25 protein-coding genes are annotated in these 26,815 nt (G+C 60.2%); 10 read left to right on the forward strand and 15 right to left on the reverse strand.

The window, feature by feature from the left end; all coding sequences use genetic code 11:
• Positions 1 to 2: 2 nt before the first annotated feature.
• Together AC4LE2_RS07920 and AC4LE2_RS07925 are read right to left on the reverse strand one after the other, a co-directional pair.
• Entirely contained in the window at positions 3 to 1,814 is a 1,812-nt protein-coding gene (locus AC4LE2_RS07920; RefSeq protein ID WP_491825234.1) for an ABC transporter ATP-binding protein, read from the reverse strand.
• Positions 1,815 to 1,990: 176 nt separating this feature from the next.
• Positions 1,991 to 3,163 carry a zinc-dependent alcohol dehydrogenase gene (locus AC4LE2_RS07925; RefSeq protein ID WP_491825235.1) on the reverse strand — a complete coding sequence of 391 codons (1,173 nt, stop codon included), beginning with the start codon at positions 3,161 to 3,163 and terminating at the stop codon, positions 1,991 to 1,993.
• 264 nt (positions 3,164 to 3,427) lie between these two features.
• Here AC4LE2_RS07925 and AC4LE2_RS07930 point away from each other — a divergent pair, with 264 nt between their 5' ends.
• Positions 3,428 to 3,949 carry a CinA family protein gene (locus AC4LE2_RS07930; RefSeq protein ID WP_491825236.1) on the forward strand — a complete coding sequence of 174 codons (522 nt, stop codon included), beginning with the start codon at positions 3,428 to 3,430 and terminating at the stop codon, positions 3,947 to 3,949.
• A gap of 135 nt (positions 3,950 to 4,084) precedes the next feature.
• Here AC4LE2_RS07930 and AC4LE2_RS07935 read toward each other — a convergent pair whose 3' ends face one another.
• Both AC4LE2_RS07935 and AC4LE2_RS07940 read right to left on the reverse strand, forming a co-directional pair.
• Complete coding sequence (locus tag AC4LE2_RS07935; protein ID WP_491825237.1) at positions 4,085 to 4,972, reverse strand: manganese catalase family protein; 888 nt, start codon at positions 4,970 to 4,972, stop codon at positions 4,085 to 4,087.
• Between the two features lie 333 nt (positions 4,973 to 5,305).
• Complete coding sequence (locus AC4LE2_RS07940; RefSeq protein WP_491825238.1) at positions 5,306 to 5,974, reverse strand: polysaccharide lyase family 7 protein; 669 nt, start codon at positions 5,972 to 5,974, stop codon at positions 5,306 to 5,308.
• A 635-nt stretch (positions 5,975 to 6,609) separates the two neighbouring features.
• On the opposite strand from AC4LE2_RS07940, the gene AC4LE2_RS07945 reads away from it, so the two are divergent.
• Entirely contained in the window at positions 6,610 to 7,284 is a 675-nt protein-coding gene (locus AC4LE2_RS07945) for a polysaccharide lyase family 7 protein (protein WP_491828083.1), read from the forward strand.
• A gap of 157 nt (positions 7,285 to 7,441) precedes the next feature.
• On the opposite strand, the gene AC4LE2_RS07950 is transcribed toward AC4LE2_RS07945, so the two are convergent.
• The 3 genes from AC4LE2_RS07950 to mqo form a co-directional block, all read right to left on the reverse strand.
• Positions 7,442 to 9,517: a hybrid sensor histidine kinase/response regulator gene (locus AC4LE2_RS07950; protein WP_491825239.1), complete on the reverse strand. Its 2,076-nt coding sequence runs from the start codon at positions 9,515 to 9,517 to the stop codon at positions 7,442 to 7,444.
• Positions 9,518 to 9,699: 182 nt separating this feature from the next.
• The gene (locus AC4LE2_RS07955; protein ID WP_491825240.1) at positions 9,700 to 10,995 is read right to left on the reverse strand and encodes a Gfo/Idh/MocA family protein; all 1,296 of its coding nucleotides are present in this window, start codon (positions 10,993 to 10,995) and stop codon (positions 9,700 to 9,702) included.
• 179 nt (positions 10,996 to 11,174) lie between these two features.
• Positions 11,175 to 12,812, reverse strand: a complete 1,638-nt coding sequence (mqo, locus tag AC4LE2_RS07960; protein ID WP_491825241.1) for a malate dehydrogenase (quinone) — start codon at positions 12,810 to 12,812, stop codon at positions 11,175 to 11,177.
• Between the two features lie 432 nt (positions 12,813 to 13,244).
• Between mqo and AC4LE2_RS07965 the strand changes: the two genes are divergently transcribed.
• Together AC4LE2_RS07965 and AC4LE2_RS07970 are read left to right on the forward strand one after the other, a co-directional pair.
• The gene (locus AC4LE2_RS07965) at positions 13,245 to 13,469 is read left to right on the forward strand and encodes a DUF2188 domain-containing protein (RefSeq protein ID WP_491825242.1); all 225 of its coding nucleotides are present in this window, start codon (positions 13,245 to 13,247) and stop codon (positions 13,467 to 13,469) included.
• A gap of 121 nt (positions 13,470 to 13,590) precedes the next feature.
• Entirely contained in the window at positions 13,591 to 14,100 is a 510-nt protein-coding gene (locus tag AC4LE2_RS07970) for a ferritin-like domain-containing protein (RefSeq protein WP_491825243.1), read from the forward strand.
• A gap of 37 nt (positions 14,101 to 14,137) precedes the next feature.
• Here AC4LE2_RS07970 and AC4LE2_RS07975 read toward each other — a convergent pair whose 3' ends face one another.
• Positions 14,138 to 14,365 (reverse strand): hypothetical protein, encoded by a 228-nt coding sequence (locus AC4LE2_RS07975; RefSeq protein ID WP_491825244.1) that lies wholly within the window; start codon positions 14,363 to 14,365, stop codon positions 14,138 to 14,140.
• Between the two features lie 162 nt (positions 14,366 to 14,527).
• Positions 14,528 to 14,833: a hypothetical protein gene (locus AC4LE2_RS07980; RefSeq protein WP_491825245.1), complete on the reverse strand. Its 306-nt coding sequence runs from the start codon at positions 14,831 to 14,833 to the stop codon at positions 14,528 to 14,530.
• Positions 14,834 to 15,213: 380 nt separating this feature from the next.
• Here AC4LE2_RS07980 and AC4LE2_RS07985 point away from each other — a divergent pair, with 380 nt between their 5' ends.
• Positions 15,214 to 16,422, forward strand: coding sequence for a sugar transporter (locus tag AC4LE2_RS07985; protein WP_491825246.1), 1,209 nt, complete (start codon positions 15,214 to 15,216; stop codon positions 16,420 to 16,422).
• Positions 16,423 to 16,508: 86 nt separating this feature from the next.
• On the opposite strand, the gene gstA is transcribed toward AC4LE2_RS07985, so the two are convergent.
• A complete protein-coding gene (gstA, locus tag AC4LE2_RS07990; protein ID WP_491825247.1) occupies positions 16,509 to 17,120 on the reverse strand; it encodes a glutathione transferase GstA in 612 nt (203 codons plus the stop codon).
• A gap of 91 nt (positions 17,121 to 17,211) precedes the next feature.
• Between gstA and AC4LE2_RS07995 the strand changes: the two genes are divergently transcribed.
• Complete coding sequence (locus AC4LE2_RS07995; RefSeq protein WP_491825248.1) at positions 17,212 to 17,556, forward strand: hypothetical protein; 345 nt, start codon at positions 17,212 to 17,214, stop codon at positions 17,554 to 17,556.
• On the opposite strand, the gene AC4LE2_RS08000 is transcribed toward AC4LE2_RS07995, so the two are convergent.
• From AC4LE2_RS08000 to AC4LE2_RS08010, 3 genes are read right to left on the reverse strand one after another with little or no spacing between them, the layout of a single operon-like run.
• The gene (locus AC4LE2_RS08000) at positions 17,553 to 18,311 is read right to left on the reverse strand and encodes a type 2 periplasmic-binding domain-containing protein (protein ID WP_491825249.1); all 759 of its coding nucleotides are present in this window, start codon (positions 18,309 to 18,311) and stop codon (positions 17,553 to 17,555) included. The genes AC4LE2_RS07995 and AC4LE2_RS08000 overlap by 4 nt on opposite strands.
• A complete protein-coding gene (locus tag AC4LE2_RS08005; protein ID WP_491825250.1) occupies positions 18,302 to 19,642 on the reverse strand; it encodes a GGDEF domain-containing protein in 1,341 nt (446 codons plus the stop codon). Before AC4LE2_RS08005 ends, AC4LE2_RS08000 begins: the two co-directional genes overlap by 10 nt.
• Positions 19,639 to 20,457: a substrate-binding periplasmic protein gene (locus AC4LE2_RS08010; RefSeq protein ID WP_491825251.1), complete on the reverse strand. Its 819-nt coding sequence runs from the start codon at positions 20,455 to 20,457 to the stop codon at positions 19,639 to 19,641. Before AC4LE2_RS08010 ends, AC4LE2_RS08005 begins: the two co-directional genes overlap by 4 nt.
• Before the next feature lie 138 nt (positions 20,458 to 20,595).
• On the opposite strand from AC4LE2_RS08010, the gene selD reads away from it, so the two are divergent.
• A complete protein-coding gene (gene selD / locus AC4LE2_RS08015) occupies positions 20,596 to 21,630 on the forward strand; it encodes a selenide, water dikinase SelD (RefSeq protein WP_491825252.1) in 1,035 nt (344 codons plus the stop codon).
• Complete coding sequence (gene mnmH / locus AC4LE2_RS08020; RefSeq protein WP_491825253.1) at positions 21,630 to 22,730, forward strand: tRNA 2-selenouridine(34) synthase MnmH; 1,101 nt, start codon at positions 21,630 to 21,632, stop codon at positions 22,728 to 22,730. The genes selD and mnmH overlap by 1 nt, the downstream gene beginning before the upstream one ends.
• 26 nt (positions 22,731 to 22,756) lie before the next feature.
• On the opposite strand, the gene AC4LE2_RS08025 is transcribed toward mnmH, so the two are convergent.
• Positions 22,757 to 23,812 carry a permease gene (locus AC4LE2_RS08025; protein ID WP_491828084.1) on the reverse strand — a complete coding sequence of 352 codons (1,056 nt, stop codon included), beginning with the start codon at positions 23,810 to 23,812 and terminating at the stop codon, positions 22,757 to 22,759.
• Positions 23,813 to 23,972: 160 nt separating this feature from the next.
• On the opposite strand from AC4LE2_RS08025, the gene AC4LE2_RS08030 reads away from it, so the two are divergent.
• The gene (locus AC4LE2_RS08030; RefSeq protein WP_491825254.1) at positions 23,973 to 25,019 is read left to right on the forward strand and encodes an SDR family oxidoreductase; all 1,047 of its coding nucleotides are present in this window, start codon (positions 23,973 to 23,975) and stop codon (positions 25,017 to 25,019) included.
• A gap of 7 nt (positions 25,020 to 25,026) precedes the next feature.
• On the opposite strand, the gene gcvA is transcribed toward AC4LE2_RS08030, so the two are convergent.
• On the reverse strand, positions 25,027 to 25,926 hold the full coding sequence (gene gcvA, locus AC4LE2_RS08035) for a transcriptional regulator GcvA (protein WP_491825255.1): 900 nt from the start codon (positions 25,924 to 25,926) through the stop codon (positions 25,027 to 25,029).
• A 177-nt stretch (positions 25,927 to 26,103) separates the two neighbouring features.
• On the opposite strand from gcvA, the gene AC4LE2_RS08040 reads away from it, so the two are divergent.
• A complete protein-coding gene (locus AC4LE2_RS08040) occupies positions 26,104 to 26,811 on the forward strand; it encodes a DUF2242 domain-containing protein (protein WP_491828085.1) in 708 nt (235 codons plus the stop codon).
• The last annotated feature ends 4 nt before the right edge of the window (positions 26,812 to 26,815 follow it).

Raw genomic sequence — 26,815 nt, forward strand, 5'->3', positions numbered from 1 at the left:
AGCTAGCGGTAGCCCCGCGCCTGCAGGTCGAACAACCGGGCGTAGCGCCCACCCTGGGCCACCAGGGTCGCGTGGTCGCCTTGCTCCAGGATCCGCCCTTGGTCCAGCACCACGATGTGCTCAGCCGCACGGACGCTGGAAAACCGATGAGAAATCAACAGGCTCATGCGCCCGCGTGCGTAGGCGCGAAAATGCTCGAACACCGCGGCTTCGGCTGCAGCGTCCAGGGCCGCGGTAGGTTCGTCCAAGATCAAGATGTCGGCATCTTGGCGCATATACGCCCGTGACAGGGCTATTTTCTGCCACTGCCCACCAGACAATTCTTGCCCGCCCATGAACCAGCGGCCCAATTGCGTCTGATACCCCTGGCCCAGGCGTTCGATAAACTCCGCAGCCATACCCTGGGTGGCTGCCTCGCGCCACCGTGTTGGGTCGTCGAAGGCCGTCACGTCGCCAACCCCCAAGTTTTCCCCCACCGTCATCTGGTAGCGCAGGTAGTCCTGGAAAATGACCCCGATGCGGCGGTGCAGGGCATGGCTGTCCCAGGCTTGCAGGTCACTGCCGTCCAGCAGGATTCGCCCTTGGGTAGGGTTGTACAGCCGAGTCAGTAGCTTAATGAGCGTGGTTTTGCCTGAGCCGTTCTCACCGACCAGCGCCAGGCTACGCCCCGGCGCCAGGTGCAGGTCGATGGCATCGAGTGCAGGGTGCGAAGCCCCTGGGTAGGTGAAGCCTACCCCTTCGAAGCGAACGCCATCGCCAGGATGAACGCCCTCGGTCACGTGGCCAGAAGGCGCTGGCACCGGTTGCGCCAGATAATCGTGAAGGTGGGTGAGGTACAAACCATCCTCGTAAAGGCCGCCGATGGCGCTGAGGCTGGAGCTGATCGCCGCCTGGCCCTGCTTGAACAGCACCAGGTACATGGTCATCTGCCCCAGTGTGGTATGCCCGTCGATGGTGTCCATGACGACCCAGGCATAGGCCAGGTAAAACCCTAGCGTGCCCAGCAGCCCCAGGGCAAAGCCCCAACCGTCTCGACGCAGCGTTAGCCGTCGGTCCTCGGCGTATAGGCGGGTGAAGGTGTTCCGATAGCGCTGCAAGAGCAAGGGCGCCAGGCCAAACAGGCGAACTTCCTTGATGTGCGCCTCTTGGGACAAAAGCGCTTCAATGTAATTTTGCCCACGTGTCTCAGGCGCGCGGCGGCTAAATAGCCGAAACGCATCTCCCGAAAAATGCGTCTCGGAAAAAAATACGGGTAACGCTGCCACCACCAGAATCGCCAACGCCCATGGCGAGAAATGAACCAGCAACACCGCAAAGCTCATCAACGCCACTAGGTTCTGGATCAGCCCCAGGCTTTTGCTGACCAAGCCCAGCGGCCGTGTAGAGGCGTCACGGCGTACCCGCACCAGTTTGTCGTAGAAGTCTGAGTCCTCGAACTGAAGCAACGATAAGGTTTGGGCTTTTTCCAGGATCAACAGGTTGACCTTCTGCCCCAACTGTACCCTGAGCAGCGCCTGCTGCACCGACAGCCCCCGCTGCGCCGCCGCCAGTAATGCCAGTACGCCGGCTTCTGCCAGTACATAGCGCAGCACCGGCCAGAGCGGTGCCTGCCCAAGCCGCGCATGCAGGTCAATGGCCTCAAGCACGGCATCGACGATGCGCTGACCCAGCCACGCGGCCAGCGCAGGCAGCAGCCCGGCCATCAGCGTGGCGATGACCAGCCCAATGAATAGCCCACGCGATGTTTGCCAGACCAGCGCCACGGCGTAACGGCCCTGGCTCAGAAATGAGAACAGGCGATGGGCTAGCTGCATGGGGTAAGGCTCCGCAGGCTGTTCAACGATAGTGGCCGGTCAGGTGCCGGCGCGCGAATTTGGACCGCTTCGTTGAGGGGAAGGTCTGTACGGATGACTGAAGCTGTTGTGGACTGAAGCTGTTGTGTAGGAGGACAGCCCGCCGTCGTCCTCGCAAGGGCCAGGCGGGCAGGGGGTCAGGGCTTGATAACGACCTTGATACAGCCGTCGTGTTTATCCCGGAACGTTTTGTACATCTCTGGGCCTTCTTCCAGGCTAACGGTGTGGGTAATCACGAAACTGGGGTCGATCTGGCCCTCCTGAATACGGTTGAGCAGGTCGTCGGTCCAGCGGTTGACGTGGGTCTGGCCCATCTTGATGGTCAGCCCTTTGTTCATGGCCGCGCCGAAAGGCACCTTGTCGATCAATCCGCCATATACCCCTGGAATGGACAGCGTGCCAGCGGGCTGACACACGTACATCATTTCGCGGAGCACATGAGGGCGGTCCGATTCGAGCATGACGGCTTGTTTGACCCGGTCGTACATGGAGTCCAGCGAGCCGGTAACATGGGCCTCCATCCCTACTGCGTCGATGCACTTCTCAGGGCCCCGGCCCTTAGTCAGTTCATTGAGGCGCTCTACCACGCTTTCTTCATCGAAGTTGATAGTAATGGCGCCACCCGCCCGAGCCATGGCCAAGCGCTCGGGCACGTTGTCGATACACACCACTTGCTGTGCGCCTAGGATCACCGCACTGCGAACCGTGAACTGGCCCACCGGGCCTGCACCCCAGATGGCCACGGTATCGGTTGGCTGGATGTCGCACTGCACCGCCGCCTGCCAGCCCGTTGGGAAAATATCGCCCAGGAACAACACCTGCTCGTCGGTCAGGCCATTGGGAATGATGACGGGAGAGAAGTCCGCGAAGGGTACGCGTACATACTCCGCCTGGCCGCCTGGATAACCCCCGGTGAGGGCGGTGTAGCCGTACAAACCAGCAGTGCTATGACCAAAGGCTTTGTCTGCGAGGTCTTTGTTACGGTTACTGCGCTCGCACACCGAAAAGTTGCCCCGGCGGCACTGGTGGCATTCGCCACAACAAATGGTAAAGGGCACGACTACACGGTCGCCGATCTTCAGCTTTTTATTAGCAGAGCCCACTTCCACCACTTCGCCCATGAACTCGTGGCCCATGATATCGCCATGGCTCATGCCGGGCATAAAACCGTCATAGAGGTGTAAGTCCGAACCGCAGATGGCGCAGCTTGTTACCTTGATAATGGCGTCGCGCGGGTCTTCAATGGTTGGGTCAGGTAAATGATCGTCACAGCGGATGTCTTTTTTTCCGTGCCAGCGTAACGCTTTCATCGTTCAACCTCCTGCATAAGGGCGGGGATAGTTGCTGCACGCAAGTGCGTGGTAACCACCTGCACGTGTATTCGTGTAATCGAAACGTTAGTGAGTTCAACGCATCTTCACGCTCGGTTACGCAAAGCGATAGACGGCAACGAAGCGGTAAGGGCTGCACATTGTTTGGGCCATGAAACAGGTGGCTTTAGGCATGCTCTAACCTCATAGGAGTCAAGCCGTGAGGCGTTGCGTTTAGTTAAAATTCAGACAGAGCTTTTACCTATGGACGTGCCTGAAGCAGCATTGGAAGAGTTGGAAACAGTCATCACTTACTTGAAGGACCATGCCTTGTACCTGGCCACGGCGGAATCCTGCACGGCGGGGCTGATCGCTGCCGCGCTGGGTACTGTTCAAGGAGGTGGCCAAATCATGGAAAGTGGTTACGTCGTTTATTCTCCGCAGGCCAAGCACCGTTTACTTGGCGTGGAGTACGCAACGATCGAACAGCATGGATTAACGAGCGAGCAAGTCGCCTTAGAAATGGCTACCGGTGCGCTGCTCGACAGCGAAGCCAATGTTGCAGTCGCCACTACCGGGGTTGCAGGCCCAGAGCCGATGGACGACATACCGCCAGGAACGGTGTGCTTTTCATGGGCATTCGATATAGAAGGGCAGCGCGAAACCTTTACCTGCACCGAGCACTTCGACGGAGACCGTCAGGCCGTCATCCATCAAGCGGCGCATTACGCGCTGGCGGGTATCGCACGCCACCACCGTAAGGCGCTGGAGAATCAACGCCGTTGACGCTACCAGCGCGCTGCCAGGCGCCTCGCCAATTGGGCGCTTGTCGCAGCATGCGGGGTAAGTTGCCTGCTAAAAAAATCCGAAGCCCGTCAGGGCCTCGGATCTTATGACACTTAAACGGTGGCAGACACGCTATTACAGGGTGTCAGGGCCGCCGAGCTTGCCCAAGTCAGCGCCAGTCATTGGCTCTGCTTCAGGGTTGGACTTGGTACGCAGCTTCATGGCTTCGAAATTTTCCAGGTCTTGTGGCGGCAAGTTTACGGTTGCCATGCCATCACCCCCATCGACCGCTGCGGTGGCTTCTTGGAAGTCCCAGGTACCCATAGGGTTCTCACCTTCATTCCACGGCCCCTTCATGTCATCGCCAGTCGACATGTTGTAGTACACGTTAGTGAACTCAGGCACGGGTGGGATCTTACCCTGTGGGAAGTTAGGGTTGATCGAGTGCAAGGCTTTTTCGAACGACATCTGGTGAGCGATCTCGCGGGTCATCAGGAAGCCCAGTGCGTCCTTGATGCCTGGATCGTCAGTGACGTTGATCAAGCGCTCGTACACCATCTTGGCCCGTGCTTCAGCAGCGATGTTGGAGCGCAGGTCGGCGGTAGGCTCACCGATGGTATCGATATACGCAGCGGTCCAAGGTACACCGGCAGAGTTCACCAGTGCCGCGCCACCGCCGTACAGCAGGCTGGTGATGTGGGAGTCATTGCCTGCGCCAGTCAACGAGCGATACAGCTCACCTTCTTCCTGAACGCCTTCAGCCAATTGGCCACGGCCGCCTTGGTTTAGCATCACGATGATCGAACCAATAATTTCCAAGTGGCTCAGTTCTTCGGTAGCAATATCGTAGAGCATGTCCTTACGCCCTGGATCGCCTTCGGTGACCGCTTGGGTAAAGTAACGCATGGCTGCAGCCAGCTCGCCCTGGGCGCCACCGAACTGCTCGAGCATCAGGTTGGCAAGGCCTGGGTTAGGTGCTGCAACACGTACGGTGTACTGCAGACGCTTGTTATGTATGAACATACGGTCGTCCTCGGTTATCACGGGTTTAAGGATGTAGTACAGGTCGTCGCCTGAGTCGTCTGACGTGGCTTAAAACACACCAGCGAATTAATCCTGTAGTGCTATGCAATTATTTAGCGTGCCGGTGATTACTGCTGCCGACTTATCAACCGAGCAACTTTCTCTCGGTTACAGTGATATAGGGAGCGGGGGAGGAAGATGGTTCATTTAAAAAACCTATCACGCTTATTGCGTGAATCAATAACACGCAGCGGTGGGGTTGTATGAAGAATTTAGGGCAAAAAAAGCCTGTCCGAGGACAGGCTGAAGGAGATGTTCAATAATGCGAAGCGTTTAACCCTTGGGGTTGTGCTCGATTGCCAGCTTGTAGAAGGTTGCAGCGCCGCCTTCGGTGGCATAACCGCTGTTGTCCTGGGTGTAAACGCCGGCCTTGAAGTAGAGCGCCTCAGAGGCCCACTTGTTGTCCACCTTACTGCCCCACTGGAAATTCGCCGCGTTGACGGTCAGGTTACCGGCAGGGGTTAAGTGAATAGTGTAGGTGAAACGCTGATTCATCGGCACCTTTTGAGCCACTATGACAACTTGTGGTTCTGAAGTAGGCGTGAGGCGGAACTTGGCAACGATATTGCCCAGGCGTTTGGCATCCATCCACTGGTATTCCAACTTCAGCATGGGTTCAGTGCTTTGGTTGCAGTGAATTTGACCGATGACGATCTTACCGCTTGAAGGCACTTGGTTTACTGCAACCGCAGCACGCAACATATTGTCGGCTGCGCTGTATTTCCAGTTATAGAGGCTGCCGTCTGGCTTGGTTTCACGAAGTTCGGTACGTGGGTACTTGGCACTCTTGGTAGTACTGCCAGTGACAGGTGCCCAGAAGAATAACGTGTCGCCGGATTTGAAGAAGCCGTCGGCGTAACCGGAAGCCAATTTAGGGGTATCGATGGTGACGGCCGGGCTGCCGACAGGAATGCTCAGGTTCCAGTTGTCGAGGTCGATCATGGTGAACTCCAGGGACTTAGTAGGGGCCGGCAAGCAGGCTGCTCACCATTTGGTTACTCCTGTTTTCGGCACCTGTTGCTAGCCCTGAAGGCCCGTGTTTGCGGGGCTTTCGCCAGAAAATCGTCAATCCCAACAAATTGATGTCGCAGTGCTACTACGCCATGCATTGATGGCTGAGTAGTGGCACCCGTGCGCCACAAGGCCTTGCGCTGTAATAATGGCGTCGACTAATTGACTCAATTTGATTTCCGGCCGCAGCCCCTCCTTTTTCCCCTGTTTTTTTCCCGATGAACGGTTGATAGAAAGCGGGCTGAAATGGAGTTTTGGGCGAGACAGGACCGTATCTCTGGCGCGCGATGAGGTCCTTCCGGTGGAGAATTAAGTAATAGCCAAGTGCTACTTTTCTGGATCGTGCAAATTTCCCGACTAACGGTAATGCGACGTAATCCCCTGTACACGCTGGCTTTACAGGTGAAGTCATTTTGACGGCGCCAAAGCTATGGCGTGCCATCATTAACAAGTTAGTTAGTTGCGTATATAAAACCCGCGCCTCGCTTAGCTCCGGACGGTGCTAGGTTTTATCCGCACTCGGTACAGGCACGTCGATGCCTGCCGAACAACAGGTAACACCTGACATGATCGATCTTTCTATTTGGAATCTGAGTGTTCCGGTTGGCGCTGAAGCCAAAACCATCGATACGCCTGTACTGGTGAAAGGTTACAAGGACAAATACTTTCGAAAAGATGGCAGCCGGCTTTATTTTTGGGCACCGGTCACTGGGTCTACCACGGAGAGTGCGAAGTATCCCCGTAGCGAGTTAAGGGAAACCTACACGGACGGTTCACTGCGCAATTGGAAGTACACGGAGGCGGATAATTACCTACGCGCCAAATTGAAAGTCAGTGAAGTCCCCTCCAGCGGCCGTGTAGTTATTGGCCAGATTCACCAGTACAACAGCAATGATCCCTTGCTCAAGATTGAGTATCAGTGGATGGACAGCAGCCGCCTTGGGAGCATCGTCGCCAAGCTCCGTAAAACCCCCAGCCAGAACGATCCCACCGTCATTACCATTGCTGAAAAGGTCCCGCTCAATAAGCCGTTTTCTTACGTGATTACGTTGACCAAGGGTGGAAAACTCTCAGTGTCTGCAGCTGACTTTGGCTGGAATACCGAGCTGAGCTCCAAATGGAAAGAAAAGCCGCTGTACTTCAAGGCGGGGGTGTACACCCAGGACCACACGGGCTACACCACTGAGGGCGGGCGGGTCATTTTCGAGAACCTGTCGGTGTCTCATAAACATAAGAGCTGACGGCGGCACGCGGTGTCGGCTTGACGACACCGCAGTACCAGGGCGCGTGAATTCGGGTGCAACCGCTGCTAGTGCCTGTTTCTACGGTGAATTAACAGATAACCCAAGCGCTGGAGGCAGCCAGGCTGCGCTTAGCCACAAGAGGCGAACGAGAAGGCTAAGGGGGGTTGCCTTGCAACAGGGCGGCAACCGTGTTGAGCAGTACCTCCGAGGCGAAGGGTTTGGTCATCAAATGCATGTTCTCGCCCAGAAAATCGGCCCTGCGCTGCGCACCCTCGGCGTAGCCGGTGAGAAACAACACCGGCAGGCCGGGTTTGAGCGCTTGCAGGCGTTCGGCAAGCTGCCGCCCGTTCATCCCAGGCAGGCCCACATCCGTGAGCAATAGGTCCACCTGGTGCAGGCAATCTTCGAACCTGAGCGCTTCGAACGCATCGTTGGCGACCAGCACGTCGTAGCCAAACTCCTGCAACAACGCCTGGTTGATGAACCGTACCGAGCTATCGTCCTCCACCAGCAGGATGACCTGCCCCTTACCCACCGGAGCGTATGCCTTTGCCACCGGCTCAGCGTTGGCGGACGGCGCGTACAGCGGCAGGTGCAATGACACTGCAGTGCCTTCGCCCTCGGTACTGGTCACCTGCAACCTACCGCCGCTTTGCTGCGCAAACCCGTAGACCATCGACAGGCCCAGGCCAGTGCCTTGGCCTATCGGTTTGGTGGTAAAGAAGGGTTCGGTAATTTTATCCAGCAGGCGCTCGGGGATGCCCACACCGGTGTCGCGCACCTCGATGGCCACGTGCTGCGGGCCCAGTTCGGTATCGCCAGGTGCGTATTCAGTGGCCTCAATACGGGTAGCCACCGTTAACGTGCCGCCATCGGGCATGGCGTCCCGGCTATTGATGACTAGGTTCAGCAGGGCGTTTTCCAGTTGATTGGCATCAACGCAAATCCAGGGTGCGTCCTCGCTGAGCGCCAAGCGCACTTGGATCTGCTCGCTCACGGAGCGTTGCAGCAGTTCATGCAATGCCTGGATCAAAGGGTTCACGTTCACCGGTTTGGCATCCAGGGACTGTCGCCTGGAAAACGCCAGCAGGCGCTGGGTCAGTGAAGCGGCGCGTTGCGCCGACACCAGCGCAGCGTCCATGTAGGTGCTCACACCCTCAATGCGCCCCTTGTCCAGGCGCCGTTTGCTGAGTTCCAGAGCGCTGATCACGCCTGTGAGCATGTTGTTGAAATCATGAGCGATCCCGCCGGTGAGCTGGCCCACGGCCTCCATTTTTAACGACTGGCGCAACTGTTCTTCGGCGCGCCCGCGTTCTTCGCTTTCATCCTTGAGTTGCTGTAAGGCAGTATTCAACGCCTGGGTGCGCGCCTGTACCTGCGCCTCCAGTGCATCGTTGAAGCGCCGCAGTGCCAGCTCCGACTGCTTTTGCTCGCTGATGTCTACCAGCACGGCTGTTGCCCCAACGACAGTGGTGGGCTCGCCGTACAGGGGCACAACGCTGACCCGCATCCACGCTTGCTCACCGTTATCACCCTGGTGGGTAAACTCGACGTCCTTGACCGGATCGCCGCGCAGCGCCCTGGCGCCTGGGAACATGTGCGGCTTCAGTACGTTGCCGTGGGCATCGTACCCTTGCCAACGGCTGCCATAGGCAGCGCTGGTGGAAGGGATGGAACCGTCTGGAATGTACTGACGGTAGAGCGGGTTGCTAATCAGCGCCTTGCCTTTTCGGTCCATGAAGCACACCCCGACGGGAATGTTTTCCAGCAAGGTGCGCAAGCGGCCTCGTTCCTCGGCAAGCTCAGCCAGCCGGTCACGCATTTCGAACTGTTTTCCCCGCGAGCGCCAGGCAGCCGCGACAGCGCTGAGCAGCGACGCTGCGCTGAGCGGCTGCTCCAGAACCACCAGGTTACTGGCCGAAGAAGGCAGGCTGGGTTGCCCACTCGTTATTTGCCCGCCTTCACGGGTGGCCAACAGCAGAAGCGGAATATCCGACCACTCAGGCTGCGTGCGCAACGCGGTGTCCAGGAGGGCCAGGTCCTGGCTCAAGGCGTCTTCCGAAAACACCACCAGCCCTGTAGCGGGGCCCAAGGCCATGCCCAGCGCGTGTGCGTCCGCAAACAGCCGCACCGGATAGATCGGTGACAACAGGGCGCTCAGCTTGGCGCGATCGGCCTCACTTGTTGCAAGGATCATCAGTGCCCGCGAGGGCTGCAGCGGGTCAAGCATGGGCGCGCCCCGCCGCAGGCCAGGCGCAGGCACGCGGCGCGCTGTAGAGGTTCACAACGCTACAGGGTATTTCAGCCATCAAGGCCTCTTTGAAGGGCATATACAGGGGGAGTAGGCGCACAGTATGAGGGTTGTTAGCGCACAGGCAAAGCCGCCCTGGTGCACTGCGCGCCCAGACCGTACTAGCCCTGCTTGCGCGGATCGCCCCGGAACCTGTCCACGCCCTCAACCGCAGCCAGCCGAACCGGCTGGCCGGTGCGGGCGCTTTCATAAATAGCTTCCATCAGCTTGTGGTCCTGAACCCCTTCCTCGCCAGGTGTCCAGGGCGTGGCATTGGTAAGTATGCACTCGGCCATGTGGTCGATTTCCTGGGTGAACTGGTTTTTGGGGGTGAGGGTGAGTTCGCCCGTGCGAGTGGCTTGCTGGTCGCGCTCGATCACGGCCATTCTCTGCCCCCTGTAGAGAAAGGCGTTAGGCATGTCGATGGCCGCCGATGCCAGGTTCAGCCGCTGGTACTTATCGTCACGCCCCCCGTAGCTGGTCACGCAGTTCGCGACGGCGTGCGAGGGAAACCGCAGCATGAACTGCACGGTTTCTTCTACCTCGGCATAGCGAGGGTCCCCGGCGGGCGAATAGGTCGTGGCGAACACCTCCACCGGTTCTTCGCCGGTGAGGTAGCGTGCGGTGTTCAGGCAGTACAGGCCAATGTCGACAAGCGAGCCACCGCCGGCCATGGCCTTTTTATGCCGCCACTGACGGTCCCCGTCTTGGGCCACGGTTTGGGTGTTGACGCCGGTATAGGCCAGGAGCCGGCCATAGTGCTGGCTGCGTACCGCCTGCATGGCCCAGTGGTTGTAGGGTTCGTACTGAATGCGGTACGCCACCATCAGTTTCACCCCGGCGGCCTTGCAGGCCTCGACCATGGCCTGGCCGTCGCTGGAGCTGACCGACATCGGCTTTTCGGTGAGTACGTGTTTACCGGCTTTGGCCGCGCGCTCACAGAACGATCGGTGCATGGCGTTGGGCAGCACGATGTACACGGCGTTGATCTCCGGATTCTCGCGGATGCGATCAAAGTCTTCATAGCTGTAGCAGGCTTGTGGCCTGATGCCGTACTGCTTTGCCACGGTGGCGCACTTTTCGGGGCTTCCAGACACGAGTGCCACGGGCTTGGCCTTCAAGGACTGAGCAAAGGCGGGCAACACTTCCTCCAGCGCAAGCCGCCCAAGGCCTACGATTGCGAAGCCTACGCGCCGGTCGGGCGGTAGCGGTGCGGGAGGGGGCGAGGAGGGCGTGTCAGCGGGGCCCCGCCAGGGGGGAAATTTCACTGCGCCGTTTTCCACACTGCCCGTGTCTACCGGGCTTGGCGGCACGAACGGCCCAGCCATGGCATGAGGTGCTACAGCAGCGGCAGTAGCACTTGCGGCAATAAGCTTGCAAAGCGCGCGGCGATTGAGATGAGCAGAGTCGGATGTCATTGACGGTCCCCGTGGCTGGTCGCGGATGCTGGAGCGCGTGATCACGCATTACAGGGGGGACATCAGGGGAGGCGGGCGCGTTCAAGCGCGGGGGGAGGCAATGCAGGGGCAGCGCGTTAACAGCGCCCTGGAGCATAGGGGGCTCCAGGGCGTTGGTTTTAACGGTTACCGATTGACGGTTAGAGCGCCAGGTCAGCGTCGGCCTTAGGGCCTACCGGTTTTTGCGACGCCGCCGGGGTAGGCTTGGCGCGATTGACTTCAGGCGGGGTAGTCAGCTGCAACACGCCGGCGGTGTAGGCCCATTCCTGAGCAACTGCATCGGGATTGTCGTTGAGCTTGGTGCCATAGCTTGGAACGATCTCCTTGAGCTTGGCTTGCCATGCAGGGCTGGCGACCTTGTCCTTGAAGACCTTTTCGACCACGTTGATCATGATCGGGGCTGCCGTGGAAGCACCCGGGGACGCACCCAGCAGGCCTGCGATGGAGCCGTCCTTGGAGGTCACCACTTCGGTGCCCAGCTTCAGCACACCACCTTTGGCCTCGTCACGTTTGATGATCTGCACACGCTGGCCGGCTTGCCACAAGCGCCAGTCTTCTTTCTTGGCGTGGGGGAAGTACGCTTGCAGCGCTGCGAAGCGATCATCGTCGGACATCATCAGTTGGCCGGCGAGGTACTGCACTAACGGAAACTCGTCCACACCTACTTTGGTCATGGGCCATACGTTATGCGTCGTGGTGCTGGCGAGCAGGTCCAGATAAGAGCCGTTCTTCAGGAACTTCGTGGAGAAGGTCGCGAAGGGGCCAAACAGGATGACGCGCTTGCCGTCCAGTACACGGGTGTCCAGGTGGGGCACCGACATGGGCGGCGCGCCGGTGGACGCAATGCCGTAGGCCTTGGCCAGGTGCTGCTTGGCAACGTCGACGTTTTCTGTGACCAGGAACGAGCCACCCACCGGGAAGCCGCCGTATTCTTTGGCTTCCGGGATGCCCGACTCTTGAAGCAGGTGCAGCGCCGCGCCACCGGCGCCAATGAACAGGAACTTGGTGTCGGCTTTGGTCTCGTCACCGGTTTTCAGGTTCTTGTAGCTTACCCGCCAGGTGCCGTCATCGTTGTGGTGGATGCCATTGACTTCGCTGGACAACTTCAGCGAGAAATTGGATTTGGTCTGCAGGTTGGCGACGAACTGCCGGGTGATTTCACCGAAGTTCACGTCGGTGCCAATCGGTGTCCAGGTGGCGGCAATTTTCTGCGCCGGGTCCCGGCCTTCCATCATCAGCGGCACCCATTGCTTGATCTGTGCAGGGTCTTCGGAATACTGCATGCCACTGAACAAAGGGCTAGCCTGCAGGGCCTCATAGCGCTTGCGCAGGAACTTGATGTTGTCATCGCCCCACACGAAGCTCATATGTGGTGTGGAGTTGATGAAGGAACGGGGGTTCTTCAATACGCCTTGCTTAACCTGGTGCGACCAGAACTGCCGAGAGATCTGGAACGCTTCGTTGATCTCGATGGCCTTGGCGATCTGCACCTTGCCGTCTTTGTCTTCGGGGGTGTAGTTCAGTTCGGCCAGAGCAGAGTGACCCGTACCGGCGTTGTTCCAGCCATTGGAGCTTTCTTCGGCCACGCCATCAAGCCGCTCGACCATCTCCAGCGACCAGGTAGGCTCGAGCTCGGTGAGCAGGGTGCCCAGTGTAGCGCTCATGACGCCACCGCCAATCAGCAGTACGTCGACCTTCTTCACTTCCTCAGCGTGAGCCGAGACCATCGAGACGGCCACAGTTATCCCAAGGAGGGCTGTATTGACCCTTTTGAACATGTTGGTTTTCCCATCTGGAAAGCGGGCCATCCGTACGCGACGGGGCCGATGTTGGCATTAAATGTGGTTTATGCAATGAATACGCCCGGTGGCAGTACCGGGCTGGCTGAAACGGTATAGCACGGCAGGATTCTACCTGAACGCGAAAGCGTGTGCGCAGAATTTGCTCAAAAGGTAGCCAACCTGGGTAGCAGCAGACCAGGGAAAGCCTACCGTGTGAACGGGCATGCGCTCACCACTTCAGCGATGAACAAATCGTGCGTGCGCTGACGATGCGGCTCCGGAATGAGCGGGTACGCTCACCACAGCGGGGGGCGTCGCGCCCATGCAGCCGATACGGAGGGCGCACAAGCGGTTATATCGAACCACGACCGGTTCAGGGCCTCTATCTACAAGTACAGGGCATATAAGCCCGGCCATCAGGAGAGCACCATGGATAATTACCACATCACCCACGCTAACGGTCACTGGGCGCTGAAGAAACAGGGCGCTACCCACGCTTCGCTCACGGCACCGACCAAGGATGAATTGCTCGAAAAAATGACGGCGTTCATGGAGGGGAAGACTGCTTCGGTGAAGATTCACAAAACCGACGGGACCATTCAGGAGGAGCGTACCTACCCTCGTAGTGCGGACCCGCGTCAATCCAAGGGTTGAGGGGAGCAGGGCGTACCATTGGTCTGGCAAAGGCCAATTTGACGCAGCACCTCGGGGCCACTGGCATCCCACTATCAGGCACTTGGCCTGATCGCTAACGCTATCACTGGAGGACATTTCCATGGCAACGGTACATGACAACCTGCTTGATTGGCTCAAAGACGCACACGCCATGGAGCAGCAAGCAGAAACCATGCTCAAGGCTCAAGCCGAGCGTCTGGAAAATTACCCAGACCTCAAGCAACGCATTGTTCAGCACATCGAAGAAACCCAGTGGCAACAGGCCCAGGTCGAGGCAGCGATCACGCGGCTGGGCGGCAGCACGTCAACGTTAAAGGACATAACAGGCAAGTTCATGGCCTTCGCCCAAGGCGCAGCGGGCTCTATGATGTCGGACGAAGTCATCAAGGGCTCTATGAGCGGCTATGTATTCGAAAACCTTGAAATAGCCATGTATACCGTAATCATCACTGCAGCCAGGGCGGTAGACGATACCGAAACGGCCAGCGTATGCGAGAAAATCCTGGAGCAGGAAAAAGCCATGGCGCTGTGGATTCTCGAACACTTGGGCCCAACCACTCAACAATTCCTCGGCCGCTCTAAGCACCCCGACCTCACAGCCAAGCGCTGAGGCAGTGGGCCAGGGCACCCAGCCGGTGCCCTGTTCGCTACATCGCTGCTCTAACGGCCTTGCACTGCGCGCAACTGCAGCGCTTGCCGCGGCCGCGGAAGAAAAAGCTGTCCACCCCAGAGAGATCCAGAGGCTGATCGCTAAGCTCGAGGGTGTCTTCTTTTTCGGGCGGGGCGGTGAGCCTGGCCATGACGCTGTCGGTGAGCAAGCCCATCAAACCTTTGTGCGCCACGGTGTAAGACCCAACCTCATTATTGTGTTCCATACGCGCCCTCCGGCGATGCGATGATCACAACCCAGGTCGCTGCCTTGAACAGGCGGCTTCTACGCTGGGCTCGTAAACGCTATCGGCTTTGGGGGGCCGGCCTTGAGCGCGTTGGAGAGGGTTTAACGCGTGCTTTGTCACAAATGCGAAGGGAAAGGTGATTTACCCTGCTGCCTGGTGGTGTACAGGCAGGGTATGAGCGCTCGCCAGAAACGCCTTTAAGCCATCACGGACCGCGGCCAGCGACGCGGGCGATTGCTCTGTACCGAATAGTTTCCGGGCGGTGCATTCATCCAAACCAAAATAGGCGCAGACCGCGTCCCAACCGTGGGCCAGGCGTGCGTGGGCGCGCACGCTGGGCACCAATCGCATGCACGGCTCAAGGCCATCGAGAAACAGCCCTTCGAAGCGCGCATCCAGGCAGGCATAGCCGATCGTGCAGACGGCGTGCCCCAAAGGGTCGTCCATGGGGGTAACCCAGACGTCCGGCAGAAAGCTGGGGCGCCGGTGCCCTCCGCCTGTGTAGCCGAAGCGGGTCACTTGCCATTGCCGCGCGGGTTTTTCGACAACTTCACGGTTGGGTGTTCAGAGCTGTGAACGGCATCACAGGGTTTTGCCTGCAGACCGGCAGAGCGCTACGTCAGCGCGACGCCTTCTTGATTGCCCCCTTAAGCCTCGCAGCGTAGGATCACGGGCAAAGCACCCCTCGCGACGCCCTCTCATAATAATCAAGCGGCTCATCTGCCTCGGCTCATGGCCATGGCCGCACGCGCGTGCCCAGCGCCGGGGTGATGGTGTTCCACCGCCCGTATCAGTACCGCTGTCGGGCCTTGATTTGAGTACGACCTATGACGACATCTACCGCCCCCGGTACCGAAAGCTGGCTTGGGGTCATTGCCCTGGCATTGGGCGCCTTTATCTTCAATACCACCGAGTTCGTGCCAGTGGGGTTGCTGTCGGCCATCGCCGCCAGTTTTGATATGACCAGTGCACAGGTGGGCTTGATGCTCACCGTCTATGCCTGGGTAGTGACGGTGATTTCCCTGCCTATCATGCTGCTGACCCGTAACATTGAGCGTCGCCGGTTACTGGTGATCATCTTTTTGGTGTTCGTGGTCTGCCACCTGCTCTCGGCCTTCGCGAGCAGTTTTGCGCTACTGCTGGCGTGCAGAATTGGCATTGCCTTCGCCCATTCCGTGTTCTGGTCCATCACCGCCTCGCTGGCCGTGCGCGTGGCGCCGCCCGGGCGGCAAGTACAAGCACTGGGCTTGCTGGCAACGGGTACCTCGCTGGCCATGGTGCTGGGCATACCCCTGGGCCGCGTGCTAGGCGAAGCCTTTGGCTGGCGCGTGACCTTCGCTGCAATCGGCGTGGCGGCCTGCGCCACGCTGGTGGTGCTGGTTCGTGCGCTGCCAGCGCTGCCCAGCCAGAATTCCGGGTCGCTGCGCAGCCTGCCGGTATTGTTCAAGCGCCCTGCGCTGATGCTGCAATACGTGCTAACCGCATTAGTCGTGACCGCGCACTTTACGGCCTACACCTATATCGAGCCTTTCGTCGCCCTGGTGGCCAACCTGCGCGGTGAGACCACCACCGGCCTGCTGCTGGTATTCGGGGGGGCTGGAATTCTAGGGTCGGTGCTGTTCAGTCGCTACAACAACCGTTACCCCAAAGGATTGCTTCTAGTGGTAATCGGTGGTTTGGCGGGCTGCCTGCTGGTAATGACCCCTGTGGCAGGATCGTTAGCAGGCCTGGCGTTACAAAGCGGGCTGTGGGGCATCTTCATCATGTGCTTTGGGCTGGTATTGCAGGCCCGTGTGCTTAACCTTGCGCCCGATGCCACCGATGTGGCCATGGCGCTGCATTCAGGTATCTACAACATCGGTATCGGCGGGGGCGCTCTGCTGGGGAGTGTCGTCACCAGCCAGCTCGGTGTTGGCCACGTGGGCTGGGTAGGGGGCGTATTGGCGCTGGCGGGCCTGGCCTTATGTGGATGGTCAACACGCCGCCACGGCGTGCCGGTACAAGCACCTGGGGCGGTGCCGGTAGCGATGCATTGATGAGGTGGGGACGCGCTACGCCCAAGCCTGGGTGTGCTTGGGCGGAATGCGATCAATATGTTAGAGGGTGAAGGTGCTCAGTGTAGTCAGAGCAGGCCTTCTTCTTCGAGGGCTTGCTGCACCGAGGGGCGCTGGCTCAGACGCTGGTGGTACGCCTGCACGACAGGCCAGTCAGCCAGGCTGAAATTGACCCGAGTGGTCCAGTTCAGCACGGTGAAGAGGTACGCGTCGACAACGCTAAAGCGGTCTAGCACAAACTCACGGTCTTTCAAACGCGCGTCCAGCCACGTGAGGCGCTTTTTCAGGGTTTCAGTCATGGCTTGGCGCCATTCAGATTCGGGCGTCTGCTTGGGGTTGAAGAACGAGCCGATCGTCTTGTGCAGCTCGGTGGACACAAAGCTCAACCATTCCTGAAGTATGTAGCGCTCTGCAGTACCCGCAGCTGGCGCCAAACCTTTATCCGGGTATTGATCGGCCAGGTATTGCAGCACTACCTGGGCTTCGGTTAACACCGTGCCGTCTTCCAGTTGCAGGGCCGGTACATAGCCCTTGGGGTTAATGGACTCGAAGGTTTTCCCGGTTTCCGTCTGCTTGGTATGGCGGTCGACTTTGACCGCCTTAACCGGCGCGCCTGCTTCGCGGGCGATGATATGAGGGGCCAGGGAGCAGGCGCCAGGCAGGTAAAAAAGTTTCATCATGGTGTTACGTGCTCCAGGTGTGCGAAGGAATGAACCGATGACGGGGCGTAAGCTCGTATTAACGAGACCCTGGTTAAGCGTGTGGAGTTCTATGAATAGCGATGAACACGAAGCAGAGAATAGCGTTAAACAGGAAGCAGACATCAGCACCCTGGACCTGCGAGGCGCGGTCGAGGTGTGGCTGGTGCCCCTTGACGCCGAGTCGCAAAAAGGTGCCCACCCTGAAGGGCTGTGCTGGTGGCGAGGTAGGCCTGCGGTTAGCCATGAAATGCTCAGCGAAGGGACGCACGAGCAGAACGTGAGGCGTATTTGGGTACGGGTGGCCGAGCCTGAAGCAACCGCCACGGCAGAGCGTTTGCGACCCGCCTTGGAACAACGCCTCAGTGAACAACAGCTGCACGGCGAGTTTTTCCCTGCTGAAGCCGATGAACACTAAGGCGGGCTGAGTAGGCGTTTGATCACGCCTTCGCGTTTAAGCTGTTCAAAGGCCTTTACGGCGCGGCCGACCACCTCATCCGGGGTACTACGGCTGAACGCAAGGTAGGCATGCGTCGTGACGGTGTCGAGGGCGATGATAGGCTCAAGCACGTCAGGCTGCTCACCAAGAATGTCGCAGAAGTAACGTGCATCACGGGGTGAGAGTGGCATCACGTCGATCTGGCCTGCCAGCAATTTGCGGAGGTTGTCCATGGGGTATGCCGACATGACCAACCGAGTGAAGCCTGCGTTACGCAGAAAGGTATGACGCAGGTCGTCGCGCACGACACCGGTATTTAAGCCTTTCGCGTCCTCAAGTTGATTCACATGAAGGTCTACCCGGCTGCGCAGCTTGTACAGCACGGTGGTGATCTGCTCGAATTCGCCTACCCACTTGAATAACGCCTCGCGCTCTTGGGTGCGGATAATGGGAAAGATCAGGATGTTCGGCTCGGCAAGGGCTACATCGTACGCGCGGGCCCAAGGGTAGAGGCCCACGTGGTAGTCCTTCAGGCCAGCCCGCTCCAGGGTCGCGATCACCACTTCGGTTGCAGGGCCTGCCACCTGCCCGTTTTCTACGAAGCTGTATGAAGACTCCTCCGTCACGGCCTCGATATTCACGGCCAGCGCAGAGGGGCACAGCAGAGTAGAAAGCACCAGACCCAGGCCAATCAGGCTGTGGCGAAGGCCATGTGCCACAAGGTTTACACGCATACGCGGTTCCTTCCCCCATTCTTTGCGCGATAAAGCGCTTCGTCTGCGCGATGCAACAGCTGGTCGAAGGTCGTCATGGCGTGCGGCTCTAGCTCTGCAATGCCGATACTGACCGTCAGGTACGGCGAAAGCGGTGAGGCTCCGTGCACCAAACAGGTCGCCGCCAGCGCTTGGCGCAACCGTTCAGCTGCCAGGCGCGCCTGACAGATATTATGTTCGGGAAGCAGCACCGCGAACTCCTCGCCACCCAGGCGCGCAATCGCTTCGCCGCTGCGCAAGAACAGCCCTTTCATGATGGCAGCCACTGCCTGCAGGCAGCGGTCCCCGCCCGCATGGCCATGGGTATCGTTGTAGCGCTTGAAGTAGTCCACGTCGCACATCAGCACGGCAAGCGGGCGGTCGCTGCGCAGGGCTCGGTTGAATTCAACGTCCTTGAGTTGATCGAAATACCTACGGTTGGCCAAGCCAGTCAAGGGGTCCAGGCGTGACAGATCCTGCAGCTGGGCGTTGGCACGCACCAGCTCGGCGGTCCGTTGCTCCACCTCCAGGGCCAAGGAGTCCCGGCTGGCGGCCAGGGCCGCTTCAGCGTCGTACTGGCGCTCCAGGTACTGCGCCATGTTGTCTTGCAAGTCGTTGATACGCGTGGTGAGCAGGTCCAGCTCATCGTTGCGTATACCCAGGCGGCCCAGGCGCAAGCGTTCTGTCAGGGTCGCCGGGGTCAGGCGCTCCAGGTGCCGCGCGATATGACGGACATGCACCGTGACCAGGCCGTTGAACATGAACATGGTGATGCCTGCCAGGGCCAGGGCCTGAATCAGCTGAGTCAGCATGATCGCCCATACTTCCTTCCACAGGCGTTCACGCAATAGCTCAGGATCGCCTTCGATCAGCACGCTGCCTACGGCCTGCACCGTGCCGGGATAGGGCGATATCGTCAGGGCGCGGCTGATCGAAGGCGCTGGCCCTGCGCCTAAGAACCCCTCGCGCTGACGTATGAGCACTTCCTCGGTCTGCTCTGGTCGAGGGATGCGCAAGGTCACCCGGCCCACGGGAGGGGCCTGGACCACGCTCTGCAGTTGCGCTTCGAGGCTGTCACGGTCCATTTCCCAGATGGCCTTGGACAACGACCCCTGGAACACCTGGTCAATCAGCTCTAGCTCACGGGTTTCGGCCTGAACGCCATTGGTCCAGGCAAACCAGGTGCGCACGCTCACCGTGGCGACTGTGAAGGCCAGGCAGAACGCCAGGGTGGCCACGACCAGCCGATGGGCAAGGGGGCGCTCGCCTTGCATGGTGGCGTGGGTAGGGTCGTCGTAATTGACGTGTTTCACCGGCCTAGCCACCGACGTGAGATGGCCTCGTACCGGCCATCACCGTAGAGCTTCTGCAGGCCGTCACGAAAACGCTGCACGGTGTGTGCGGGGGTATTGAGGCTGAACGCCACACTGAAGGCGCCGTTTCCGAGGTCGGGCAACGCGAGGCTGCGGTAGAGGGTTGTCTGCGGGTTCTTACCTTGTGTGCGCACCAGGTAGGCTGCGTTGAGTTCATCGGAAATCCACAGCGCCACATGGCCTTGCTTGAGCTTTTCATAGTTGAAGAGGTACTGGTTACTGTGTTGTAAGGTCTGGCCAATCTTGAACGCATGGCCTTTGAGGTACTGCTCGCCTGCATCTTGATTGACCGTTGCAATCTGATAGCGCTTGTCCAAGGCCTCTTGCAGGCTGTTAAGGGGTACCGGGCGTGCCTGAGTGGAAAACAGAAACCAGTGCGCCGCCGCGATAGGCCCGGCCCATTGGAACAAGGCCTCACGCTCAGGGGTACGCACAATCGAATAGATCAGCACGTTGTCTGCGTGCAGGGCGAGGTCGTAGGCCCGCGCCCAGGGCATCGCCTGAATGCGCGACGGCATATCCATGTCCTTGAGGACGGCCTCGACCACCTCGGTGCTGAGGCCAGTGACCTTCCCGCCCACGGTCATGTTGTAGGGTGCAAGCTCCTCGGTCACCACCCGCAAGGGGGCTAGGGCGTGAGCGATCAACGGGGTGCCCAAATAGGCCAATAGCACCGCAGCCGCACGCCCGGCGTATCGACGCCCGGCGTATCGACGCCCGACGTATCGACGGCTCATGGGCCAGGCATGGGGCATAGGCACTCTCCGTTACCGGATAGAAGGTAGGTGCATAGGTTATCGGCAACCCCCCAACCAACTTGACTCTGCACCACCCCGGCACTCGCTCCGCCATGGATGGTAAACTCGCCACCATCGCTCTTCAGAGGCTGTGCCATGACCGAACCTGTTCGCCTCACCCAATACAGCCACGGCGCTGGCTGTGGCTGTAAAATTTCGCCGCACGTGCTGGAAGTCATACTGGCAGGCAGCGGCGCGCAAAACCTCGATCCCGCCCTTTGGGTAGGTAACACCTCGCGTGACGATGCCGCCGTGTATGGCCTCGATGCCGAGCGTGGTGTGGTATCGACGACCGACTTTTTCATGCCGATCGTGGATGACCCCTTCGACTTCGGCCGCATCGCCGCCACCAACGCCATCAGCGACATTTACGCCATGGGCGGCACCCCCTTGATGGCGATCGCGATTTTAGGCTGGCCGGTGAATGTGCTCGCGCCTGAAATCGCCCGTGAGGTAATCAGAGGCGGGCGCGCGGTGTGCGACGCGGCGGGTATTCCCTTGGCAGGCGGCCACTCGATCGATGCCCCCGAACCTATCTTCGGCCTGGCCGTGACCGGCCTGGTTGAAAAGGCCCACCTCAAGCGTAACGACACTGCTACTCCTGGCGCTCAGCTGTACCTGACCAAGCCGTTGGGCATTGGCATCCTGACCACTGCCGAGAAAAAGGGCGTGCTGCGCGACGCCGATCAGGGGCTGGCCCGGGACTTGATGTGCCAGCTCAATACGCCAGGCAGCCATTTCGCCCGCCTGCCAGGGGTTACGGCGATGACCGACGTGACCGGCTTCGGCCTGCTTGGCCATCTGCGTGAAATGGCCGATGGCGCCAGCCTCACCGCGCGCCTTGTGGCCGATGCGGTACCTCGTTTGCAGGGAGTAGCGCATTACCTGGCCCTCGGCTGCGCCCCTGGCGGCACTCAGCGTAACTTCGAGAGCTACGGGGAGGGTGTCAGCCCTCTGGATGAGCCTACCCGTCAGCTATTGTGTGATCCCCAAACCAGCGGCGGCCTGCTGGTGGCCGTTGCGCCGGAGGGCGTGGAAGCCTTTCTGGCCTGCGCAGGCGAGCTGGGCCTTGCCCTGCAGCCTATCGGTGAGATGACCCCGCGTGGGCGCTACGCAGTCGAGGTTGTGTAATGCGGGAAAACGCCACTGACTTCCAGCGGTTGTTTCTGGAAGGCGCCCCGCTGATGGATGTGCGCGCGCCAATCGAATTCAGCAAGGGCGCGTTTCCCGCCACCCTCAACCTGCCGTTGATGGACGACCGCGAGCGCGAGCGCGTGGGCACCGCCTACAAGCAGCATGGTCAGGCAGCGGCGGTCGAACTGGGCCATGCACTGGTACGCGGCGAGGTGAAGCAGGCGCGGTTGCAGGCCTGGGCGGACTTTGCCACGGCCAACCCCAACGGCTACCTGTATTGCTTCCGGGGCGGCCTACGGTCCCAGATCACCCAACAATGGCTCAAGGCCGAGGCGGGCATTGATTACCCGCGAGTGGAAGGTGGCTACAAAGCCTTGCGCACCTATTTGATGGAGCAGACCGAGGCTGCGTTGGAAGCGTGTGATTTCGTCTGCCTCGGCGGAATGACCGGCACCGGGAAAACCGAAGTGCTGGCCGAACTGAATAACGCGGTGGATCTGGAAGCCCTGGCCAATCACCGGGGGTCGGGCTTCGGCAAGCGGGCCACGCCACAACCTTCGCCCATTTCGTTTGAGAATGCGCTGGCCATCGAGTTGCTCACCCGTCGCGCCCGTGGCCAGCAGGCGTTCGTGGTCGAGGATGAAAGCCGCATGATCGGCAGCTGTGCGTTGCCCTTATCGCTATACCGGCACATGCAACACAGCCCCATCGTGTGGCTGGTGGACAGTTTCGATGCACGGGTGTCGCGGATTCTTTCGGATTACGTCGTCGACCTGTGCGCCGAGTTCACCGCGCTGTACGGGCCCCAGGCAGGGTGGAGCGCGTTCGCTGAACGGCTACGCCAGAGCCTGGCCGGGATCGCCAAGCGCCTGGGGGGTGAACGCTACCAGCGCCTGGCAGCGATCATGGACCACGCCTTGGAGGTGCAGGCCCAACACGCCACGGTGGAGGAGCACCGCGGCTGGATCGAGGGCTTACTGGTGGAATACTACGACCCTATCTATGCCTATCAGCGGGACGCCAAAGCCGGGCGCATCGAGTTTGCAGGGGAGCGGGGCGCCGTCATCCAGTACCTGCGCGAGCGTGCCGCTGGATAACGGCACGCGTCCGGGCCTGTAGGCGGCTAAATAAAGAGCATGGCCACCAGGCCCCACACCACGCCAAAGGCCATCACCAGCCCGCCGGCCGCCCACAGCACCTTGGCATCGAAGACATTGCGCAGCATCAACAAGGACGGCAGGCTGACGCTGGGCAAGGTCATGAGCAAGGCCATCGCTGGCGCCGTGCTCAGCCCCAAGGCCATCAGGGTTTGAACGATGGGGATTTCGGCGGCGGTCGGGATCACGAACAGCGTGCCCACGATAGCCATGGGGATCAGCCAGGCGAGGCCGTCGCCAAAGCCGCCTTCTACGTGAGGGAACAGCCACACCCTGGCTGCACCCAGCAGCATCACCGCCAGTACGTACACCGGGATGGTATTCCAGAACAGCTGCCACAGGCTTATACCCCAGCGCCGCAGCAGGCTACCCTCTGGTTGGGCAGAGGCTGCCTCCACTGCCTCCACTGCAGGCTCAGGTACGGTTTCAGGCTGTGACATGCGCTGAGCCAGCAACGCCACCCCCAACACCAGCATCACGCCGCCCAGCAAGCGCAAGGCCGCGAACTGCCAACCCAGCACAAAGCCCATGAACACCAGCGTGGCGGGGTTGAGCACCGGGTTGGCGATCCAGAACGCCAGCGCCGCGCCTACTGAGACCTGCTGCTTGCGCATGCCAACGGCCACCGGCGCCGCGCAGCAACTGCACATCATGCCGGGGAGGGCAAACAGGCCGCCTCTGACGGTAGACGCCAGGCCCGCCTTGCCGAACAACCGCAGCAGCCAGTCCCGTGGCACCAGTACTTGCAGCAATGACCCCAGCATCACCGCCAGCACTGCGGCTTTCCAGATCGCCAGGAAGTACACCTGGGCATAGGCCAGCGCCGCCGCCACGGGCGCCGCCGGGTTGTCGTTGATGATGGATGCCCCAATGCTGTGGTTCTGTGCGGCTACGAACGACTTCAGGTAGTAGGGCGACCACTTCACGTAGTACAGCCCTAGCGCAGCGACCAACAGGAACAGCGCAGGCTTCCACCAGAAAGCGAAGCCGCGTGACTCGGGAGAGGAGGCGATGGGGTGCATGGCAGGCGTCCGAAGGAGAACTGCCCGCATGATACTGGCTTCCTTGACGCGAAGCACCGTTCGATATCGCACGCCTCGTCACCTAAGTACGGCGATCAGTGCCGTGGAACCCTCGCCCGGTGCGACCGTCTCCATTGTAATCATCAGAGGAGGCAACCCTATGAGCGACCCCAAGGCCCCGCGTGGTCAATCTGAAACCCCTGCGGTAGAAACCCTTGACGCTTCGCGGCGACGGCTGTTGCAGGGGGCTGCGGTGACTGCGGTCACTGCGGGCCTTGTACTGCCTAACGTCGCCCAGGGCGCGAGTGCAGCGGCAGGCGCACCCGCACCCTTGGCGAATCCGCAGGGTGCTTACCCCAAGCCGCCGTTCAAGGCACAGACCCAGCCCTGGCCGGGGCTGGCCGGGAAGATGGACCCACGCCCCGACCATGGCGAAACCAGCTACCGGGGCAGCAACCGCTTACTGGGGCGCAAAGCCTTGATCACCGGTGGCGATTCAGGGCTGGGCCGGGCCGTGGCCATTGCCTTTGCGCGCGAAGGCGCGGACGTTGCCATCAATTACCTCCCGGACGAAGAGCCGGACGCGCAAGAGGTGGTCAAGCTGATTCGAGACGCCGGCCGCAAGGCACTGGCCATTCCAGGCGACCTGCGCGACGCTGCATTCTGCCGCAGTCTTGTGGACCAAACGGTCAAAGGCTTGGGCGGGCTGGACATCCTGGTGAGTAACGCGGCGCGTCAGCACAGCAACGAGTCCATTCTGGATATCTCAGACGAAGACTTTGACTGGGTCGTTAAAACCAACCTGTACGCCATGTTCTGGCTAACCAAGGCGGCCGTGCCGCACTTGCCAGCGGGCAGCGCGATCATTACTACCGCATCGGTTAACGCGTATGACCCTTCCGCCAACCTGTTGGATTACGCGATGACCAAGGCGGGCATCGCTAACTTCACCAAGGGGCTGGCCAAGCAATTGATCGACAAGGGCATCCGGGTCAATGCCGTAGCCCCCGGGCCGTTCTGGACGCCTTTGCAGGTGTGCGGCGGGCAAACCCAGGAAAATCTCAAGAAATTTGGCGCAGAAACCCCTCTTAAACGGCCCGGCCAACCGGCAGAAATCGCGCCGTTGTATGTGACTTTGGCGTCCACCGAGGCAAGTTATGTCACCGGCCAGGTGTTCGGTGCGTCAGGCGGGAAAGGGCAGCCTTGATTGGCGTTTAGGCGCCTTGTGCTGGGGTTCGCGCAACGATCCAGTCGACGAAGTGCCGCACTTTGGGCACGTCCGCCGCATGCTCGGCATAGGCAATGAAATGCGCGCCGTTGCTGGGCATGGCGGCATCGACCGGAATTACCAGCTTGCCTGAGGCCAGTTCATCGTCCACAAGGTAACGGGGCACCAGCGCTACACCGCAGCCGGCCACTGCGGCATGAATGCACATATAGAAGGTGTCGAAGCGTGGCCCGTGGTAACTGTTGGGCGAATGCAGGTGCAGGGCAAGGAACCATTCGTGCCAGGCTTCAGGACGAGAGGTGCATTGCAACAGCACCACGCTTGCCAAATCCGATGCCTGCGCGAGTGGGTGTTCGGCTAGCAGGTCGGGTGCGCAGACCGGCACCACTTCCTCCTGAAATAAAGGCAGGCATGTCGCGCCTGGCCACGTGCCCTGGCCGAAGAAGAAAGCCACGTCTGCCCGCGACTGGGACACATCGAAAGGCTCCAGTGCGTTGCTGATCTCCAGGTGAATCTGCGGGTAGCGCTTGCCAAAGCCTTTGAGGGCGGGTATCAGCCAGCGAGCGCCGAAGGTGGGTTGGGTGGCTATACGCAGCACCTCGGTTTCCGCGCCGTAGGACAGGATATAGCGGCTGGACATGTCGATCTGGGTGAGGATCTTGTTCACCTCGGCCAGGTACAGCGACCCTGCCGGAGTTAGCTGCAGGCGCCTGCGCACGCGCTGGAACAGGTGGTGGCGCAACATCTCTTCCAGCTGCGCCACCTGTTTGCTGACGGCGCTTTGTGTCAGGTGAAGCTCTTGAGCCGCCCGCGTGAAGCTCAAGTGCCGAGCGGCCGCTTCGAAACACTGCAGGGCGGTGATCGACGGCATCAGTCGGCGGGACATGGCCGGTCCTCCAGAAAAAGGGGCACTATACGATACCGCTCGCCGCCTGGGTGCTACCGCTGCCTGGGCTGTAGTAAAATCGCCGTCTTTCATTTCAGATTCACGGTCGGGGCCGCTGCCGTATGGCACGCTTCTCGCCCGTTGATTGCCCAACAGGTTAAGCCAATGTTCAACACCATCGCCAACGCCCTCCCGTTCAGAGAGGCCGTACTGGCTATGATCCTGGTCGCCGCTACAGGCTGCGCCTCGCCCAAACAAGCGATCTATGAGCATGAACACTTCGACGACTCCGGAACGTTTTCGCGCACCTATCCGGTCAGCGACGTGGCCTCCTGCGAAGCGGCGCGTCGAGCGCTACTGAGCCAGGGGTACATCATCACCAGCAGCGACCCCAAGCTGGTGAGCGGGCACAAGAGTTTCCAGCAAAACGGCGATACGCACCTGGAGATCTCCTTCAACGTGGTCTGCGCCCCAGACAGCGACAGCGGCCACCGTTCCACCATGTTTGCCAACGCTTTGCAGGACCGTTACGCGCTCAAGAAGGTGAACAACTCTGCAAGCCTGGGGGTAGGGGTACTGGGCTCGGTGTCCATGCCTATTGGCTCTACGGACGACTCCATGGTGAAGGTGGCCAGTGAAACCGTCTCGGCCACTCAGTTTTACGAACGCTATTTCGGCCTGGTAGAAAGCTTCCTGCCCAAGGCAGCGAGGGACGCACAACCTGCGCCTGCAAAGGTCGAGCCCGAACTCGGTGTACCAGAGCCCGCCACCAGCGCCCCGGCCCCGGAGGCGCCAGCCCCCACGGTGATCGCGCCAAGCGAAGCGCCAGAGCCGCTGGCGCCTCCAGCCGAGCCGGCGCCAATCAGCCCCGAGCCTGCCCCTTAAAGCG

Source organism: Pseudomonas sp. 9.3L (genome assembly GCF_058536285.1).

What these genes read in the sequence shown, in the direction of transcription:
- AC4LE2_RS07920 (WP_491825234.1), bottom strand. Translation starts at nt 1,814, where the DNA reads ATGCAGCTAGCCCATCGCCTGTTCTCATTTCTGAGCCAGGGCCGTTAC.
- AC4LE2_RS07925 (WP_491825235.1), bottom strand. Translation starts at nt 3,163, where the DNA reads ATGAAAGCGTTACGCTGGCACGGAAAAAAAGACATCCGCTGTGACGAT.
- AC4LE2_RS07930 (WP_491825236.1), top strand. Translation starts at nt 3,428, where the DNA reads ATGGACGTGCCTGAAGCAGCATTGGAAGAGTTGGAAACAGTCATCACT.
- AC4LE2_RS07935 (WP_491825237.1), bottom strand. Translation starts at nt 4,972, where the DNA reads ATGTTCATACATAACAAGCGTCTGCAGTACACCGTACGTGTTGCAGCA.
- AC4LE2_RS07940 (WP_491825238.1), bottom strand. Translation starts at nt 5,974, where the DNA reads ATGATCGACCTCGACAACTGGAACCTGAGCATTCCTGTCGGCAGCCCG.
- AC4LE2_RS07945 (WP_491828083.1), top strand. Translation starts at nt 6,610, where the DNA reads ATGATCGATCTTTCTATTTGGAATCTGAGTGTTCCGGTTGGCGCTGAA.
- AC4LE2_RS07950 (WP_491825239.1), bottom strand. Translation starts at nt 9,517, where the DNA reads ATGCTTGACCCGCTGCAGCCCTCGCGGGCACTGATGATCCTTGCAACA.
- AC4LE2_RS07955 (WP_491825240.1), bottom strand. Translation starts at nt 10,995, where the DNA reads ATGACATCCGACTCTGCTCATCTCAATCGCCGCGCGCTTTGCAAGCTT.
- mqo (WP_491825241.1), bottom strand. Translation starts at nt 12,812, where the DNA reads ATGTTCAAAAGGGTCAATACAGCCCTCCTTGGGATAACTGTGGCCGTC.
- AC4LE2_RS07965 (WP_491825242.1), top strand. Translation starts at nt 13,245, where the DNA reads ATGGATAATTACCACATCACCCACGCTAACGGTCACTGGGCGCTGAAG.
- AC4LE2_RS07970 (WP_491825243.1), top strand. Translation starts at nt 13,591, where the DNA reads ATGGCAACGGTACATGACAACCTGCTTGATTGGCTCAAAGACGCACAC.
- AC4LE2_RS07975 (WP_491825244.1), bottom strand. Translation starts at nt 14,365, where the DNA reads ATGGAACACAATAATGAGGTTGGGTCTTACACCGTGGCGCACAAAGGT.
- AC4LE2_RS07980 (WP_491825245.1), bottom strand. Translation starts at nt 14,833, where the DNA reads ATGGACGACCCTTTGGGGCACGCCGTCTGCACGATCGGCTATGCCTGC.
- AC4LE2_RS07985 (WP_491825246.1), top strand. Translation starts at nt 15,214, where the DNA reads ATGACGACATCTACCGCCCCCGGTACCGAAAGCTGGCTTGGGGTCATT.
- gstA (WP_491825247.1), bottom strand. Translation starts at nt 17,120, where the DNA reads ATGATGAAACTTTTTTACCTGCCTGGCGCCTGCTCCCTGGCCCCTCAT.
- AC4LE2_RS07995 (WP_491825248.1), top strand. Translation starts at nt 17,212, where the DNA reads ATGAATAGCGATGAACACGAAGCAGAGAATAGCGTTAAACAGGAAGCA.
- AC4LE2_RS08000 (WP_491825249.1), bottom strand. Translation starts at nt 18,311, where the DNA reads ATGCGTGTAAACCTTGTGGCACATGGCCTTCGCCACAGCCTGATTGGC.
- AC4LE2_RS08010 (WP_491825251.1), bottom strand. Translation starts at nt 20,457, where the DNA reads ATGCCCCATGCCTGGCCCATGAGCCGTCGATACGTCGGGCGTCGATAC.
- selD (WP_491825252.1), top strand. Translation starts at nt 20,596, where the DNA reads ATGACCGAACCTGTTCGCCTCACCCAATACAGCCACGGCGCTGGCTGT.
- mnmH (WP_491825253.1), top strand. Translation starts at nt 21,630, where the DNA reads ATGCGGGAAAACGCCACTGACTTCCAGCGGTTGTTTCTGGAAGGCGCC.
- AC4LE2_RS08025 (WP_491828084.1), bottom strand. Translation starts at nt 23,812, where the DNA reads ATGCACCCCATCGCCTCCTCTCCCGAGTCACGCGGCTTCGCTTTCTGG.
- AC4LE2_RS08030 (WP_491825254.1), top strand. Translation starts at nt 23,973, where the DNA reads ATGAGCGACCCCAAGGCCCCGCGTGGTCAATCTGAAACCCCTGCGGTA.
- gcvA (WP_491825255.1), bottom strand. Translation starts at nt 25,926, where the DNA reads ATGTCCCGCCGACTGATGCCGTCGATCACCGCCCTGCAGTGTTTCGAA.